Source organism: Micromonospora sp. WMMD1082 (assembly GCF_029626175.1).
GTDB lineage: Bacteria > Actinomycetota > Actinomycetes > Mycobacteriales > Micromonosporaceae > Micromonospora.
Genome location: NZ_JARUBM010000002.1, coordinates 2,898,863 through 2,916,276, shown reverse-complemented (window position 1 = coordinate 2,916,276; position 17,414 = coordinate 2,898,863). Strand labels below are relative to the sequence as shown.

The following is a 17,414-nucleotide window of genomic DNA, read 5'->3' as shown; positions in this document are numbered from 1 at the left end:
TTCGGAGTGTCACCGGTCGGCGACGATCATCGCATGCGTCGATTCACTGAGGACACCCGCGCAGTTGGCGGGATCACCGGGCGAGGTCGGCCCCGGCCCGGTCGATCGCCGCTTGCACCCCGCCGACCCGGTCGGCGAGCAGGCCCAGGGCGCCGACCGCCCGGTCCACCGGATCGTCGCCGGCGCCGCCGAGGGCCCGCGAGCGTTGGAAGGCGTCCTTCACCTCGGCCCAGCGGCGGGCCTGCTCGGGGGTGAGCCGGCCGCGCAGCTCGGCGAGCTTGAGCAGGTTGGCCTCCGCGCCCGCCGCGAGGGTCTGCGCCTCGCCCAGGTAGTGGTCGTCGATCACCGCCTCCAGCTCGTCGTCGGTGAGCACCGGGACGATCCGCTCGGCCAGCTTGTTCATGTTCCGGTACGACCCCTGGAGCTGGAACGGCGGCTCGGTGCGCGCGTCGTCGGACTGCCCCGCCGAGGCGATGTACGCCTGGTTGTTGGCCAGCACCACCTGCTGCACCCGCAGCAGCTTGCGCAGCACCGAGACGATCTGCTCGAGCTCCACCGGAGGGTACGGGTGGGACAGCTGGTCGGCCCGGACCGAGTCGTCGCCGCGGGCCATCCGGACCAGCAGTTCCAGGTCGGCGCGGTCCCGGCCGCTCAGTGGTGCCAGCACCGGGTTGGCGGTGAGCGCGTTCTCGATGTAACTGAGCGCGAAGACCTCCTCCCGGCCGGAGAGCACGTCGCCGAGATTCCACACGTCGGCCCGGTTGGCGAGCATGTCCGGGATCCGGAACCGCCGCCCCGACTCGGTGTACGGGTTGCCCGCCATGCAGACCGCGAACCGCTTGCCGCGCAGGTCGTACGTGCGGGTGCGGCCCTCCCAGACGCCCTCCATCCGGCGCTGCCCGTCGCAGAGCGAGATGAACTTCTGCAACAGTTCCGGGTTGGTGTGCTGGATGTCGTCCAGGTAGAGCAGCACGTTGTTGCCCAGCTCCAGGGCGAAGGAGATCTTCTCGACCTCCTGCCGCGCGGTGGCGTCGGGCGCCTCCGCCGGGTCCAGCGAGGTGACCTTCGAGCCCAGGGCCGGGCCGTTGACCTTGACGAAGACCAGGCCGAGCCGGCTGGCGACGTACTCCATCAGGGTGGTCTTGCCGTAGCCGGGCGGCGAGATCAGCAGCAGCAGGCCGGACTGGTCGACCCGCTTGCCGTCGCCGGTCGCGCCGAGCTGCCGGGCCAGGTTGTCACCGATCAGCGGCAGGTACACCTCGTCGAGCAGCCGGTTGCGGACGAACGCGTTCATCACCTTCGGCCGGTACTCCTCCAGCCGCAGCCGCTCCCGCTCGACGTCCACCAGCGCGTTGCGCCGCCGCTGGTAGTCGCGGTACGCCGGAACCAGCTCGGTGCGGAACGACCGGGTACGGGCCAGTGTCTCGTCCAGCCGAACGGCCAGCGTGGAGCCCTCGATGCGCGGATGGGTGCCGAGCAGGCCGCCGACGGTCTCCGTCATGGTCGCGGCGCTGTCCGCGCGGGCCACCTCGGCGCCACCCAACTCGACGGCGACCGCCTCGGGCAGGTCGTACCCGGACAGGTCCCCGTCGTCGGTGGCGAGGAACGCGGTCAGCCACGCCTGGACGAGCTGGTGGCGCCCGGCCAGGTCGTCGCCGAGGGCCCGCAGGTCGTCGTCGAACTCACGGGACGAGCGCGACTGCGGGCCGCCCAGCGCCCGGCGGAACCGGTCCAGCATGGACCGCGCCCCGCTGCCGGTGGCGAACCGCACCGGCGGAGCGGACAGCTCCGCGAAGAGGTACTCGCCGGCGAACCCGGTCCCGCCGTCCGGCGCGGGCAGCCCGGTGGCGCGCAGGAAACCGTCGACCGCATCGGCCAGTTGTCCGCAGAGCCGGTCGGCGGCGTCCTCCCCCTCGGGGCGGCCGAACCGCTTGCGGGCCCGGGCCAGCGAGGCGGCGCGGGCGGTCCAGGCGGACCGGCTCGCCTCATCGGTGCCGTACCGCCAGAACAGCTGGGCGATCGCCCGGTCGGCCGGCGGATAGCGCAGCAGGCCCGCGCCGGCGTGCAGGCGCAGCAGCACCCGCAGGATCTCGGCGGCGTCGTGGTCGTGCACGCCGCGCTCGTACCCCTCGTCGTAGCGGGTCTCGGCGACCCGCCGGACCAGCTCCCGCAACCCGTCGGCGTCCACCGCGGCCGCGTGCAGCGTGTCCAGGTCGAGCCCGTCGCGGCCCGCCTCGGCGGCGGCGAGGATCGCGGTGGCCAGGTACTCCCCCCGGTACACCTGTGCCGACTCGGAGACCAGCAGCTGGTCCCAGAACCGCCGGGTCTGCTGGAACTCCTCGTCGCGCACCGGGGCGCGGTAGTCGGTGCCGGTCACCGCCACCACCATCCGGCCCTCGGCCGGCACCACCGCCACGTCGATGGGCTGCGTGTTCACCGCGAAGCGGTGCCGGCCCAGCCGGATCGTCTCGCCGCCGTCGGCGTACAGGTCGAGGCGGTCGCGCAGGCCGCGCCCGGCCTCCTGCCGGGCGGCCCGGACCCGGCCGTCCAGCTCCTCGGCGCGCACCGCGTCGCCGAGGGTACGCAGTTCCTCGACCACCGCGCGCAGCTTGGCGACCATCGGGTCCGCCGCGAAGTAGGTGTTGATCTCGTCGAGCGACCCGAGGGTGCCGGCCCGCCGGTGCACGCTGACCAGGATCCGCTCGGCGGAGGCGACCAGCCGGTCGGCCCGGCGGGCCCGCTCGTCCAGCAGCGCCTGCTTGCGCGACGAGAACGCCTCGTAGATGTCGGTACGCCGGGTGGCCAGCTCGGCGAGGAAGTCGTCGAACTCACCGAACCGGGATTCCAGCTCCTCCACCCGCAGCAGCAGCCGGCCGAGCTGCTCGTCGCAGCGCTCGGCGGTGTCCGCCGCCGCCAGCGCACCGGTGACCGCCTGCCCGAGCAGGGCGAACTCGGCGGCGAACCCGGCCCGACCCTCGGCCGCGGCCAGTTCCTGGCGGCGCTTGTCCAGCACGGCCCGGGCCCGGTTGACCGCGCCCAGCACCTCGCCGACCCGGCCCAGGATCTGCGTCCGTACGGTCGCGTCGGCGATGTCCAGTCCACCCACCACGTCGGTGATGGTCTGCAGGCCGTCGGTACGGGCGGCCAGTTCGTCGCGGACCGCGCCCGCCTCGGCCACCGTGCCGATCCCGACGGCCTTCGCGGCCAGCCGCTCGATCTCCTGCTGGTAGCCGGTGAGCGCCTCGTCCCGGCGCAGGAACTCCACCGCCCGGCGGCCCGCCACCGCCAGTTCCTCGTCCAACCGGGCGGCCAGCTCGTCGATCCGGCCGTGGTCGACGTAGCGCAGCTCCCGCAGCGTCTCCAGGTGCCCGCGCGCCCGGTGCAGGCCACCCAGCTGGGTGACCCAGTCGTCGGCGGTCAGCGGCGCCTCGCCGCGCGCCCGGCGGGCCAGCGAGGCGATCTGTTCGGCGCTGTCGTCCAGCTCGGCGCGCGCCCGCTCGGTGAGCGTACGGACCTTCTCGTGCTCCTCCAGCACGGCGGTGGCGGTGCGGCGCAGCCCGGCCAGCGGGTTGGCCAGGTCGCCCAGCTCCTCCTCGCCGAGCCAGTGGTAGTGGTCGGTGATCCGGGCGCAGGCGGCGATCAGCGCCTCGTAGACCTCGGCCGTGGCGGTGCCGTCGACCATCCGGGCCGCCGAGAGCGAGTCCGAGATGCCGCGTACCAGGTCCGCGTTGCCGATCCGCTCCAGCGGCCCGGTCCCGGCCGGCTGCGCGGCCGCGTACGCGTCGGAGACGTACGGCGTCTGCCAGATCTGCATCGGGTGGACCCGGGTCGGTTCCTCGGAGACCGCCCGGGACACCACCAGCGTGCCGTCGTCGAAGAGCGAGAAGCCGTGGCACGGGATCGGCGCCGCCACCTCCTTGCGGATCGCGTTGTACGGCAGCAGCAGGGAGCGCCCGTCGGCGCGGGCGTGAAAGACGTAGAGCACGTCCTCACCGTTCGGCGACCGCACCACCCGCTCGAACTCCAGGTCGGAGACGTCGGTGTCGAAGGTACGGGTGACGCCGGTGGCGAGGTGGTAGCCGCCCGGGAAGATGATGCCGTGGTCCTCCGGCAGCCGCTGGCAGGCGACGCCGATGCCGTCGAGCCGGACCACCTCCCGGGTGAGCGTGTTGAAGACCAGGTGCCGCCACTGCGTCTCCTTGTACGGCCGCATCCGCAGCAGGATCAGCGCACCCATCCGGGCCCAGTGCACGTCGGCGTCGGCGAGACTCTGCAACGGCTCGTCCACCGGCTCGCTGTAGATGCCCTCGCCGACCTCGGTGTTGTTCTCCACCTTGACGGTCAGCGTGCCGCCCACCGTCTCGACGAAGACCTGGCCGTCGATGGAGATGTGCGGATGCCGGCCGAGGACATGGTCCTCCCGGGTGGTCTCGATCCACTCGAAGTCGTGCGTCGGCGGGAAGACATGATCCCGCTCGCCCCGGCTGTCCAGGTACTGCGGGCTGCCGTCGACGCCGACCTGCCAGCGCAGCACCCGGATGTCCTCGGTGCGCGGGCCGGTCTGGAACACCGCCAGCAGGCGGCCGCCGACCCGGCGCAGTTGCAGCAGCCGGGCCTGCCGGTAGTAGCGGTACAACTCGCCGAAGTCGCGGACGAACTGCGGGTCGCGCAGCAGGCCGGGCAGCTCGTCGTGGCCGGCCTCGTCGAACCGGAACCCCGCCGCGTCCGCACTGTCCGCACCGCCCTCGCGGGTGAAGCGGTGCAGCGAGAAGACGTCGTCGACCGTCGTCTCCGGCTTGAGCCCGATGAAGACGTTGTAGCCGAACAGCATCAGCCCGCCGACCGGGACGATGTCCCGGGGTACGCAGTTGTGCTCCGTACGGATCCGTTCGGTGCTCAGCAGCCGCAGCTCGGTGCTGCCGAAGACCTCCAACCGCCGGGCGTTCAGCCGCTCCGCCCGCCGGGCCAGCTCAGCCCCCTGCGTGGCGAGCCGGCGGCGCAGCACCTCGTAGCTGCCGTCGTCCAGCCCCGGCAGCCCGCCCGCCGGACCGGCACCCTCGACCGCCGGCACCGCCGCACCCGCCGGCTCCGCGCCCGCCGGCTCGGCCGGGCCGCCCGCCGGCTGCCTGGCACCGGTCCGGGCCGCCGGCGTTGCCGGATCGCCCGCCTGCCGGCTCGCGCCGGCTCGGTCCGCCGGGGCCGGTCCGGCGTCGCCGGGCGTACGCCCGACAGCGGCCGGACCGGCGTTCGGCTCACTCACCGGCGCGCTGCCGCGGGCCGGTGAGGGCGGCGACCGGGGTCTCCGCCACGCCGAGGCGCTGCGCGGCCTTCAGCAGCTCCTGGAGCTTGCCCTTGTCCGCACCGCCGGAGCGCATCTGCTGCACCAGGAACGCCGACAGGGTGAGGTTCTGCACGTCGGCGCTGTCCAGCGAGCCGACCATCCGGGCCAGGTCGTCGGTGAAGCTGGCGCTGCCGTCCAGCCACGGCTGGGCCAGGTTCTTCGCCACGTCCGAGTGGGCCACGAAGCCGTCCACACTCTTGCCGAACGAGATCGAGCTGAGCAGCCGGTCGAAGAAGACGCTGTCCCCGCCGACGATGTCGATGTTCGCCTTCTCCAGGCCGGTGGAGACCAGCTTGGCCTGCGCCTCGGCGACCTGCCGCTGGGTGTCCAGCCCGGCCAGGCGGACCTCCTTCTCCAGCTCCAGGCGCAGCCGGTACTCCTCGTGCTCCCGGGTGGCGTCGTCCAGCGCGGCCATCGCGGCGGCCTTCTCGGTGAGACCCTCGGCCTCGCCCTTCAGCTTCTCGCGTACCGCCTCGGCCGCGGCCACCGCCTTCTCGCGTTCCACGGCGGCCTCGGCGCGGCCGACCTTCTCGATCGCCTCGGCGCTGCGCTCCTGGACCTGCACGTCGGCCAGGCCGGTCGCCGCCGCCTCGGCCTGGACCCCCTCGGCCAGCCGGATCTTCGCCCGGGTGTCCAGCTCGGCGGCCTGCTGCCGGGCCTCGGCCAGCACCAGTTCCTCGCGGGCCTTGTGCTTCGCCGCCGCCTCGGCGGCCTCCGCCGCCTTGATGTCCTTGACCAGGTTCTCCTGCGCCTCGGCCTCGGCCTGGATCACCAGCGCCTGGCGGGTCCGCTCGGCCTCCTCGACCACCCGCAGCCGCTTGATGTTCTCCTCCTGCTCGGCGACGGTCTTCTCCACCGCGATCCGCTCCCGGATCACCTCGGCGATGGCCCGCTTCTCGGCCTCGACCTCCTTGTCCTTGGAGATCGTGCTCAGCTCGGTCTCCCGCTCCCGGCCGATCACTTCCAGCAGGCGGTCCTTCTCGATCCGCTCGGTCTCGATGGCGATGACCCGCTCACGGTTCTTCTCCGCGACCGCGATCTCCCGGGCCCGGTTCTCGTGCTGGACACCCAACTGCTCGTCGGTACGGATGTTCGCGGTCTCGGCCCGCAGCCGCTCCTCCGCGCGTACCCGGGTGATCTCGGCCTGCTCGCGGGCCCGCACGGTCTCGATCTCGCGGTTCTGCTTGGCCTCGGCGTCCGCCTGCCGGCGCTCCAGCTCCAGGATCGCCTCCTTGGCGTCCACGTTCTGCCGGGTGATCTCCTTCTCCTCGCTGCGCCGGAACTCGTTGGTCCGGACGTGCTCGATCGCGGTCAGCTCGGTGATCTTCCGGATGCCCTGGGCGTCGAGAATGTTCTTCGGGTCCAGCTGCGACATCGGCGTCTGCTCCAGGAAGTCGATCGCCGCGTCCTCCAGGCTGTAGCCGTTGAGGTCGGTGCCGATCACCCGGATGATCTGATCCCGGAACTCGTCGCGCTTGGTGTAGAGATCGACGAAGTCGAGCTGCTTGCCGACCGTCTTCAGCGCCTCGGAGAACTTCGCGTTGAACAGTTCCTGCAACGTCTCCCGGTCGCTGGCCCGCGCGGTGCCGATCGCCTGGGCCACCTTGATGACGTCCTCGACGGTCTTGTTGACCCGGACGAAGAAGGTGATCCGGATGTCGGCCCGGATGTTGTCCCGGCAGATCAGCCCCTCGTTGCCGGTCCGTTCGATGTCGATCGTCTTCACCGAGATGTCCATGATCTCGGCCTTGTGCAGGACGGGCAGCACGACCGCGCCGGTGAAGGTCACGTCGACCCGCCGGATCTTGGAGACGATCAGTGCCTTGCCCTGCTCGACCTTGCGGAACAGCCGGCTGACCATGAACACCACGCCGAGCGCGACGAGCAGGACGACGGCGAGGAGTACACCTACTCCGATGGTGATGACATCCATGGCTGGGCGCGCGGGCGTGGCGGCCGGCGGATGGGCCGGGCGGTACGCCGCGCATCCTCCTTTCGAGGAGTCTCAGGGGCAGCGTGGGGCGGGCCGGCGGATGGGGGTGACCGGCTGCCCGGTGGTGTCGGGGCGAACCACGCGGGTTCACCGGGGCGGGCTAGGTGGCGATATGTCTCATCGGGTCGAAGGCGGGCCCGGCGGGCATCACCCAGAAGAACTCGCCCTCGGTGTCGTAGTCGTAGATCAACGCGGAGCTGCCGGCCGGCATCCGCTCGTCGCCCGGCTGCCGGATCTGCACCACCGCCGACGAACCGTCGGCCGCGGTCACCTCGGCCTGACCGAAGTCGGCGGTGACCGTGCCGGTGCGTACCACGCAGAGGCGGCCGACGAAGGCGTGCCGGCTGGCGTCCGACTCCGTCGGGAAGAGCCGGCTCAACGGCGCCACGAGCAGGCGGGTCACCACCCAGGCGCAGGCCGTGGCGGCCAGCAGGACCCCGACCGAGACGACGATCCGGATGCCGGAGCCGATGCCGAGATCGTCGAGCAGCGCGGTGCCGGCGAGGCTGACGAACCAGGCCACCGCGACGAGCAGGGAGAAGATGACGGCGCTGGGCACACCGCCCAGGCCGAGACCCGCGAGGAAGGTGCCCGGCGCGCCGTCGACGTCCAGGTCGTCGCCGAGATCCAGCACGCCGGTCAGCACCAGCAGCCAGTAGCCGACCACGACCACCAGGAGGAAGCTGAACAACACGGTCGGAAAACTGAGCGCCACGCCGAGAAAGCCGGTCACCGCGTCCTCCTCCCCGTCCCGGTGGCCGCTACCGCCCACCGGCACGATGATCGTGACATGAGGTGTCAACGCGTCATGGTGGCCGATCGGCCGATCCCGCCGGACTGACCGGTCAGCCTCAGCCGGTCCCGGCCTCGACCAGCGCCCACCGCACCCGGTGCGCCGGCAGGTCCGGTCCGGACGGATCGCGGAGGCGGTCAGGCGGGGAGGGCGATCCGGCCGTCGACCGCGGCGGCGGCGATGTCGCGGCGGTGGTGCGAGCCGGCCAGCGTGATGCCGCGTACCAACTGGTAGGCCGCGTCCCGGGCGGCGGGGAGGTCCGGGCCGGTGGCCGTACCACAGAGGACCCGACCGCCGGCGGAGAGCAACGCGCCGTCGGCGGCCCGGCGGACGGTGCCGGCGTGGATGACGCCCGGCCGCTCCGCGCCGGTGATCACATCACCGGTACGCGGCCTCGCCGGGTAGCCCTCGGCGGCGACCACGACCGTCACCGCGGCGCCGGTACGCCAGCGCAGCGGCGGATGTTCGGCCAGTGCACCGGTGGCCGCGGCATGCAGCAGCCCACCCAGCGGCGTCTCCAGCAGGGCGAGTACCACCTGGGTCTCGGGGTCGCCGAAGCGGGCGTTGAACTCGATCACCCGAGGGCCGGCGGCGGTGATCGCCAGCCCGACGTAGAGCAGGCCGGCGAAGGGCGTGCCCCGGCGGCGCATCTCGGCCAGCGTCGGGTGCACCACGTCGCGCATCACCTCGTCGACAAGGCCGGCCGGCGCCCACGGCAGCGGCGCGTACGCCCCCATGCCGCCGGTGTTCGGGCCGCTGTCGCCGTCACCGACCCGCTTGAAGTCCTGCGCCGGCAGCAGTGGCACCGCCGCCTCGCCGTCGGTCACCACGAACAGCGACACCTCGGGACCGGCGAGATACTCCTCGACCACCACCCGGTCGCACTCCCGGGCGTGGGCCTGTGCCACCGCGCGGTCGTCGGTGACCACGACGCCCTTGCCGGCGGCGAGCCCGTCGTCCTTCACCACGTACGGCGGGCCGAACTCGTCCAGGGCGGCGGCCGTGCTCGCCTCGTCGGTGCAGGTGTACGCCCGCGCCGTGGGCACACCGGCCGCGGTCATCACCTCCTTGGCGAAGGTCTTGGAGCCCTCCAGCCGGGCCGCCGCGGCCGACGGCCCGAAGACCGCGATGCCCTTGGCGCGGACCGCGTCGGCCACCCCGGCGACCAGTGGTGCCTCCGGCCCGATGACGACCAGATCCGCGCCCACCTCGACCGCGAGCCCCGCCACCGCCCCCGGATCGGCCACCTCGACGGCCCGCAGCTCGGCCACCCCGGCAATCCCCGGGTTCCCCGGCGCCGCGATCAGCTGCTCGACGGACGCGTCATCGGCGAGGCGCAACGCGAGCGCATGCTCCCGCCCCCCACCCCCAAGAAGAAGAACCCGCACACCGAAAGATCCTACCCACCCCCCGTCCGACCCCCGCCCCACCCCGTTGATCATGAAGTTGTTGCCACTCGTGTCGGCGTGTCGTGACAACAACCTCATGATCAACGGGGTGGGGCAGCGACGAGCATGGCCTGCCGGACTGTCCACGGGATGTAGTCGGGTTTGAGCGTGTCGGACCAGGTGAAACGGAGAACGGCCCAGCCCGCGTTGATCAGGCGGTTCTGCCTACGGCGGTCGGCGAAGACGGCGTCGGGGCCGGTATGCGCCCCTCGCCCATCGGCCTCCGCGACGATCCGTTGCCGGCGCCAGCCCAGGTCACCAACGCCGAGGAGGTAGCCGTCCTGGTCTCGCACCGCCAATTGGAGTGCATCGGGTGGGACCTTGCCGTCGACGCAACGCAACCGGGCTCGCGTCTCCAGCGGCGACTGCGCCCGGCCGTCCGCCTCAGCCAGATGTGCACGTGCCACCACCGCGCCGCGCGGACCTCGGATGAGACGGTGGATCTCGGGCAGATCGTCGTCGCCGACGAGCCGCTGGTTCAGCGCCGAGTCGAGCAGGCACACTGCCGGATAGCGCCCCAGTCTCAGGATGAGGTCGGCGACTGTCCGCACGGGACAGGTGGCGGCGATTCCACCGACCCGCACGAGTTGCATGGGCCTGATGACGAGTTGGTGCACCGTCACCTGGGGATCACCCCGCCGAGCCGGTCTGGCGGCAGAGCCGGGAACCGAGAGATGAATCTCGTCGGACGCGCGAGACCCGGCGATGTGGTGCATCTCGGCAGCGGTGCCGAGCACGGCGACGGCACCGGGGCCGAACGACGCGACCGCTGCCCTGATCCGCGCCCTGCGCGGCACGCCGTCATGCAGGTCCGCGTCGACCAGGTAGACACCTCTGGCCACCATGCGCCACTGGCCGGCGCGGCAGAAACGGTGCACGTCGTGCACGGTAAAGCCGGCAGCACGGGCCTGCGCCAGCGTGACCAACCAGTCCTGTGTGGCCGCCACGCGCCGGACCACGGTCAATGCATCCACACCGACGACTGTCCCGGCCTACGGAGATCGACTAAACCCCCTGTGGATAACCACCCCCACCCCGCCACCCACTCCCCACCCCGCCCTGTGGATAACTCCCCTCCCCTCACGCGTTGATCATGAAGTTGTTGTCACGACACGCCGTGCCGAATGACAACAACTTCATGATCAACGCGGAGAGAGGGTGGAGAGGGTGAGGGTGAGGGGGTGGGGTGGGAGGGAGGGGTTAGGGGAGGAGGGGGTGGCGGGTTATGTTTTCTTCGCGGGCGGGGCCTACGCCTACGACGCTGACGCGGGTGGCGGTCAGTTCTTCGATGCGGGCTATGTAGCGGCGGGCGTTCTCCGGCAACTCGGCCTCGGTCCTGGCCTTGGTGATGTCCTCCCACCAGCCGTCGTGCTCTTCGTAGATCGGCGTGGCGTGGTGGAAGTCGGTCTGGGTCATCGGCATGTCGTCGACCCGCTTGCCGTTGATCTCATAGCCGACGCAGATCGGCACGGTGGGCAGGCCGGTGAGCACGTCCAGCTTGGTGATCACCAGATCGGTGACCCCGTTGAGGCGGCAGGCGTACCGGGCGACGACCGCGTCGAACCAGCCGCACCGGCGCTCCCGACCGGTGGTGGTGCCGTACTCGTGGCCGACCTTGCGCAGGTGCTGGGCATTGTCGTCGAACAGCTCGGTGGGGAACGGCCCCGAGCCCACCCGCGTGGTGTACGCCTTGCTCACCGCGATCACCTTCGTGATCGCCGTCGGCGGGATGCCCGCGCCCACGCACGCCCCGCCGGCCGTCGGGTTCGACGAGGTGACGAAGGGGTAGGTGCCGTGGTCCATGTCGAGCATGGTGGCCTGGGCGCCCTCCAGCAGCACCGTGTCGCCGCGGTCCAGCGCGTCCCAGAGCATCGCCCGGGTCTCCGCGATGTACGGCCGGAGCCGCTCCGCGTACCCGAGATACTCCTCGATGGTGGCGTCGACGTCGATCGCCTTGCGGTTGTAGACCTTGAACAGCACCTGGTTCTTCTCGCGCAGCGCGAGTTCCAGCTTCTTGCGCAGGATGCCGGGGTCGAGCAGGTCCTGCACCCGGATCCCCATCCGGGCGACCTTGTCGCCGTACGCCGGGCCGATGCCCCGGCCGGTGGTGCCGATCCGCGCGCTGCCCAGGTAGCGCTCGACCACCCGGTCCAGCGCCCGGTGGTGCGGCATGATCAGGTGCGCGTCACCGGAGATGCGCAGCCGGGAAACGTCGACGCCGCGCTCGGCCAGCCCGTCGATCTCGCTGAGCAGCACCTTCGGGTCGACCACCACGCCGTTGCCGATGACGATCACGGCGTTCGGGGAGAGTGCGCCCGACGGCATGAGGTGCAGGGCGTACTTCTGGCCATCCGGGGTGATCACGGTGTGGCCGGCGTTGTTGCCGCCCGAGTAGCGGACGACGTAGTCGACCCGCTCACCCAGCTGGTCGGTAACCTTGCCCTTGCCCTCGTCGCCCCACTGAGCGCCGATGAGCACGATCGCTGGCATCTTCTCGCCTCCAGAAGGCTCGGGTGCCAGATGGCGACCGGTCAGCGAGCCCGGGGTGTCAGGTTAACAAGTAGTGACGGCACGACCGGCAGGGGTCGTGTCGGGAGGCAGAGGAGCTACCCGTGTACGACGTGGTGCTGCTCACCCTGGGCTCGGAGCGGGACGCTCCGGGGGGCGGGTGTGGCAGCGGCGAGGCCTGCTGTGGCGGCGGGACCGAGGCCGCCAAGGACCGGGACGACCGCTGCGAGACGCCGCGCGTACCGGTGTTGGCCTGCTCGGATGCGCTCACCGCCCGGGGCGCCCGGGTCGAGACGGTGACCGCCCGCTCGGACGCGGAGATCGACGACGTGCTGGCCCGGCTGGACGGGCCACCCCGGCTGGACGCCCTCACCTGGCCGGACGCCGATTCCAAGACCCGGCTCGTGGTCGCCGTGGCCGGTGACGCACAGTTGCGCGCCGTCCTGCGCCGGCTGGTCCGACGGTACGCGCCACCGCCCAGTCGCCGCCCGGCCGACCTGGCCGACAACCGCACCGTGCCGGACCTGCCGCCGGTGGGCGTACTGCCGCTCGATCCGGCCCGCAGCGCGGCGCACCGCGACCTCGCCGCGCAGCTCGGGTTGCCCCGCGACCCGGCGGCGGTGGCCGCGGCGGTGCTCGACGGCACCCCGCGCCGGCTCGACCTGCTGCGCAACGACGCCGGTTCGGTGACGCTCGACGGCGCGCTGCTCGGCGCCGTCGCCGAGGACGGGCGTCCCCTGCACTGGCGCGGCCGGGTGGAGGTGGACGACACCGTCCTCTCCAACGGCGACGACCCGCTGCTGGCCTGCGCGATCGGCAACGCGGGCGGGTACGCCCGGCTCGACGACGTCACCCTGCTCGCCGAACCGGACCCGACGGACGGGCTGGTCGAGGTGGCGGTGGCCGTGCCGGTGGTCACCCGGTCACGGTGGGGACGACGCCGGGTACGCCTGGAGGTCCGCCGGGCCCGTGGCCGGGCCGTGTCGGTCCTGCCCCGGGACGACACGCCGCTGCCGTACCTGGACGACGGCGTGGAGGGGCAACTGACGCGCAAGCGGTCCTGGTGGACCGAGCCGGGTGCCTGGGCGGTCTGGACGGCCTGAGCCGGCCGGCGCCCGGGATCGGGGGTCGGCCGGTGGGCCTATCCTCGGCAGGAGGGACGGAGAGGAACCGTGGTGGACGAGAACGCCGACCGGGTGCACGTGACCGGCCAGCATGGCGTGCCGGAACGGGACATCGAACCACTCTGGCCGCCGGATCAGATCGACGGCTTCGGTGCGCCCGGCTGGGACGCGCCGCCACCCGCGCCGCCCGCCGTGCCACCCGCGCCCACCCAGCCGTCACCAGCGCCGCCGCACCCGTCCGGCCCGCTCGCCACCGGCCACGGGGCAGTTCCTCCGCCCCCCGGCCCCCCGGCTCCCGCCTACCCGGCGCCCGGCCAGCAGACCCCCAACCACCCGACCTCTGGCCCTCCGACCCCCGACCACCCGAGCCCTGGCTACCCGAACCCTGGCTACCCAGCTCCGGCTCCCGGCTACCCGGCGCCGGCCACTGGCCACCCGGTGTCCCCGCCGGCTCCAGCCACCGGGCACCCACCGTCGCCGGCCGACTACCCGTCGTTGAGTGGCGGCGGGCCAGCCGCCACCGGCTGGGAGCCGAACACCGCACCCGTGCCCCCCGGGCAGCCGGGGCCCGCCCCGGTCGACCTCGACCTGCCCTTCACCCTGGACCGGTCGACCTCGCTCGCCCCGACCCGGGACGGTGGGCCGGCCAGGACCGGGCCGGCGGGCGGCGAGGAAACCGACCAAATCGCCGACGGCGGCGCGACGGACGCCGCGGCGGGCACCGGACCGGGCGGCTCCGAGGGCATGAACACCGACGACGGTGGCGGTGACGGCGGCGACGGTGTGGACCCGTCGGCGGCCCGACCGCCGGCCGAGTCGCCGTGGGCGCATCCACCGCAGCGTCCCGCTACCGACGCGATCTCGCCGGCCGAGACGGCCGACGGCTCGCCGCGCCCCAGCTGGGCCCTGCCGGCCCAGCCGCTGCCGCCGGTGCCGCAGGCGATTCCGGGGCCGCCCGCGCCGCAGCAGGCCGGCCCGTATCTCCCCGCCGCCCCGCCGCCGCACGGCAGCGCCCCGGTACCACCGCACGGCAGCGCGCCGGTGCCACCGCACGGTGCCACCGCGACGCCGCCCCCCGGCCCACCTCCGACGGACGTGGGCCCACCGGCGCCGTACCACCCCGGGCCGATACCGCAGCAGCCCGAGCCGCCGTACGCGACGTCCCCGCCCGGCCCGTTTCCGCCGCAGCCGGCCTGGAACCCGGCACCCTGGCAGCAGGGTGCGCCGCCACCGGTGGCCCACCCGACGGCGCAGCAGCCCTACCAGCCGGCGAACACCGCGTCCCGGGTGCCTCCGGGCTACCCGGAGCCGGCCTGGAACCCGGAGGCAGGTGCCGCGCCCACCGCGGAGGACTTCGCCCGCCGCCGGCAGGTGCGCCCCGCCGACCCGGTGGCGACGATGGGCGTCCGCGCCGTGGTCAACAAGACGGGTCTGGTGAAGCTGCCACCGGGGCGGCACGAGCTGGAACTCAAGCAGGACATCGAGATGGTACGCCGCAACTTCGGCGGGCTACGGCAGGTGACCGTGGTGAACCCGAAGGGCGGTGCCGGCAAGACCGTCGCCATCCTGCTGCTCGCGATGACCTTCGGGCAGAAGCGCGGCGGTTACGTGCTGGCCTGGGACAACAACGAGACCCAGGGCACCCTCGGCATGCGCGCCCAGCAGGACTTCCACTCGCGTACGGTGCGGGACCTGCTGCGGGACCTCGGCCAGTTCCACGGCGCGCACGGACGCGTCGGCGACCTGTCGCAGTACGTCCGCTCGCAGGGCGAGGGGATGTTCGACGTCCTCGCCTCCGACGAGTCGGCCACCGGCGGCGAGATGCTCACCTCCGCCGCCTTCGGCGAGATCCGCGAGGTGGTCAGCCGGTTCTACAAGCTGATCTTCGTGGACACCGGCAACAACGTCCGGGCGCAGAACTGGCAGGCCGCGATGGACGCCACCGACCAACTGGTGGTCACCATGTCGGCCCGTAACGACTCGGCCGAAACCGCCGCCCGGATGCTCGACCACCTGGAGCAGAGCGGGCGGCAACGGCTGGTCCGGCAGGCGGTCACCGTGGTCTCCATGCCGCCGTCCCGCAAGGAGATCGACCTGCCCGCGATCCAGGAGCACTTCGCCGCGCGTACCCGGGCGGTGCTGCTGGCCCCGTACGAGCGGCTCATCGACACCGGCGAGCCGCTCCGCTACGCCCACCTGTCCGCGGCGACCCGGGACGCCTGGCTCAAGATCGCCGCAGCGGTGGCCGAAGGGCTGTAGCGGGCGGCGGGTCAGTTGCTGGCCAGCGCGTCGGCGGCGGCCGGATCGCAGTCGCGGAGGAACTGCGCACACCGGGCGGCCTCGTCCGCCTCGCCGATCGCGTCGGCGGCCCGGGACAGCACGTAGAGGCAGCGCAGGAAGCCCCGGTTCGGCTCGTGCGACCAGGGCACCGGCCCGTGCCCCTTCCAGCCGCTGCGGCGCAGCTGGTCCAGGCCCCGGTGGTAGCCGGTCCGGGCGTACGCGTACGCCGGAACGACCTGGCCCTGCGCGAAGGCGCGGGCGGCCAGCGCGGCCCAGGCCGCACTGTGCGTCGGGAACCGGGCCGCCACCGAGGCGAACGCCTCGTCGTCGCCGGACTGCTCGGCCGCGACCAGCGCGGAGTCGGCCTCGGCGTGGGCAGGCAGGAGTGTGGCGGGCGGCTCAGGCAAGAGGTTCTGCATCGCCCCATTCAACCCGCTTCGGACGGCGGCCCGCGAGGGGGTCCGGCGAGCCGGTCGGCTGAACGGCCGAGAGGTCGGTCACGCCTGCGGCCCATGCCACTGTCGGGCCGCGTCCACTACAACTGGGGGTCCGGAGCCTCCCCAGGAACCGGAAGCGCGGGAGCCCGGCCAGGCCGCCGGGCTCCCGTCTCCAGATCGGCATCGGGGCCGCGTCCACCGACGTCGCGCCGGCCGGGCAGGATGACCCGGTGCCGACTCCACCCCCCGCGGACGTCATCGAGCCGCACACCTGGACAGACGAGATCCAGACCCGGGCCGAGTTCGACCGGCGGCTGGCCACCGGCAGCCTGGTCGGGCTCACCGTTCAGGGGCTCCGGTTGGATCTGGACCCGGTCCCCGACCTCACCGGGGTCGAGGTGGCCGGGACGCTCTTCGTCGGCTGCCGCTTCGCCGCCCGGCAGGTCGGCGCCGACCTGGTCCGGCGGGGCGCCAACGTGGTGCCGCCGTTCTCCGGGCTGCCGTACCCGACCCAGCCGTCCCACCTCTACACCCCGGAGGAACTCGCCGCCGGCTTCGCCGAGGGTGGCTTCGCCGCCATGTACGACACCCGGGTCTACACGCACTTCCGGGAGCACGGCGGGGCGCTGCCCGATGTCCGGGAGGCGCTCGGCCAGCGCCTGCACGACCACGGCGTGGACAACGCGCTCGCCGACGCCACCCGCGCCTGGCTGGCCGCCCACGGGCCGCAGTCGGTGGTCGGCGTGATGGGTGGGCACGCGGTCCGTCGCGGCAGTGCGCCGTACCGGACGGCGGCGGTGCTCGGCCGGGAACTGGCGCGGGCGCACCGGTTGGTGGTCACCGGCGGCGGGCCGGGCGTGATGGAGGCCGCCAACCTGGGTGCGTACCTGTCGACCCGGCCGGCCGGGGACCTCACCGCCGCCGTCGACCTGCTCGCCACCGCACCGGACTACACCGATCACGATCGCTACACGGCGGCGGCGCTGCGGGTCCGGGAACTCTTCGGCCGGTCGGTCGCGCCGCCGCGCAACGGCACCGACCCGGTCACCGCCTATCGGGCGGACTCGGCCGTGCTGGCCACCGGCGACCTGGACTGGGCGGGTTGTGGCGGGCTGGCCATCCCGACCTGGCTCTACGGTCACGAGCCGGCGAACCTGTTCGCCGGCCGGATCGCCAAGTACTTCTCCAACGCCATCCGGGAGGACACCATCCTGCGGTTGGCCCGGGGCGGGATCGTCTTCGCCCCCGGCCGGGCGGGCACCGTGCAGGAGGTGTTCCAGGCGGCCACCAAGACCTACTACGGCACCGACGGGGTCAGCGGCGCGTACGTCTTCCTGGACCGGGCGTACTGGACGACGGAACTGCCGGTGGAGTCCCTGCTGCGGCCCCTGCTGGCCACCTCGCCCTTCGGCGACCTGTCGACCACCGTCCACCTGACCGACGACGCCCACGAGGCGGTCCGCCTGCTGATCCGGTAAGAGCGGGCTACG

Annotated in this window: 10 protein-coding genes; 3 read left to right on the top strand and 7 right to left on the bottom strand. The window is 72.9% G+C overall.

The window, feature by feature from the left end; all coding sequences use genetic code 11:
* Positions 1 to 73: 73 nt before the first annotated feature.
* From O7615_RS13420 to O7615_RS13395, 6 genes are all read right to left on the bottom strand, one after another.
* Positions 74 to 5,260 carry a DNA repair ATPase gene (locus O7615_RS13420; protein WP_278177841.1) on the bottom strand — a complete coding sequence of 1,729 codons (5,187 nt, stop codon included), beginning with the start codon at positions 5,258 to 5,260 and terminating at the stop codon, positions 74 to 76.
* The gene (locus O7615_RS13415; protein WP_278177839.1) at positions 5,253 to 7,274 is read right to left on the bottom strand and encodes a flotillin family protein; all 2,022 of its coding nucleotides are present in this window, start codon (positions 7,272 to 7,274) and stop codon (positions 5,253 to 5,255) included. The genes O7615_RS13420 and O7615_RS13415 overlap by 8 nt, the downstream gene beginning before the upstream one ends.
* A 160-nt stretch (positions 7,275 to 7,434) precedes the next feature.
* On the bottom strand, positions 7,435 to 8,136 hold the full coding sequence (locus O7615_RS13410; protein WP_278177837.1) for an OB-fold-containig protein: 702 nt from the start codon (positions 8,134 to 8,136) through the stop codon (positions 7,435 to 7,437).
* 128 nt (positions 8,137 to 8,264) lie between these two features.
* The gene (gene purD, locus O7615_RS13405) at positions 8,265 to 9,515 is read right to left on the bottom strand and encodes a phosphoribosylamine--glycine ligase (protein WP_278177836.1); all 1,251 of its coding nucleotides are present in this window, start codon (positions 9,513 to 9,515) and stop codon (positions 8,265 to 8,267) included.
* Between the two features lie 101 nt (positions 9,516 to 9,616).
* Positions 9,617 to 10,534 carry a type IV toxin-antitoxin system AbiEi family antitoxin domain-containing protein gene (locus O7615_RS13400; protein WP_278177835.1) on the bottom strand — a complete coding sequence of 306 codons (918 nt, stop codon included), beginning with the start codon at positions 10,532 to 10,534 and terminating at the stop codon, positions 9,617 to 9,619.
* 241 nt (positions 10,535 to 10,775) lie between these two features.
* Positions 10,776 to 12,065, bottom strand: a complete 1,290-nt coding sequence (locus O7615_RS13395) for an adenylosuccinate synthase (RefSeq protein ID WP_278177833.1) — start codon at positions 12,063 to 12,065, stop codon at positions 10,776 to 10,778.
* 122 nt (positions 12,066 to 12,187) lie between these two features.
* On the opposite strand from O7615_RS13395, the gene O7615_RS13390 reads away from it, so the two are divergent.
* Both O7615_RS13390 and O7615_RS13385 read left to right on the top strand, forming a co-directional pair.
* Positions 12,188 to 13,186: a hypothetical protein gene (locus O7615_RS13390; protein WP_278177832.1), complete on the top strand. Its 999-nt coding sequence runs from the start codon at positions 12,188 to 12,190 to the stop codon at positions 13,184 to 13,186.
* A 69-nt stretch (positions 13,187 to 13,255) separates the two neighbouring features.
* Positions 13,256 to 15,466 (top strand): chromosome partitioning protein, encoded by a 2,211-nt coding sequence (locus tag O7615_RS13385; protein ID WP_278177831.1) that lies wholly within the window; start codon positions 13,256 to 13,258, stop codon positions 15,464 to 15,466.
* Between the two features lie 11 nt (positions 15,467 to 15,477).
* On the opposite strand, the gene O7615_RS13380 is transcribed toward O7615_RS13385, so the two are convergent.
* On the bottom strand, positions 15,478 to 15,906 hold the full coding sequence (locus O7615_RS13380) for a DUF3151 domain-containing protein (RefSeq protein WP_278177830.1): 429 nt from the start codon (positions 15,904 to 15,906) through the stop codon (positions 15,478 to 15,480).
* Positions 15,907 to 16,154: 248 nt separating this feature from the next.
* Here O7615_RS13380 and O7615_RS13375 point away from each other — a divergent pair, with 248 nt between their 5' ends.
* The gene (locus O7615_RS13375) at positions 16,155 to 17,402 is read left to right on the top strand and encodes a hypothetical protein (RefSeq protein WP_278177828.1); all 1,248 of its coding nucleotides are present in this window, start codon (positions 16,155 to 16,157) and stop codon (positions 17,400 to 17,402) included.
* The last annotated feature ends 12 nt before the right edge of the window (positions 17,403 to 17,414 follow it).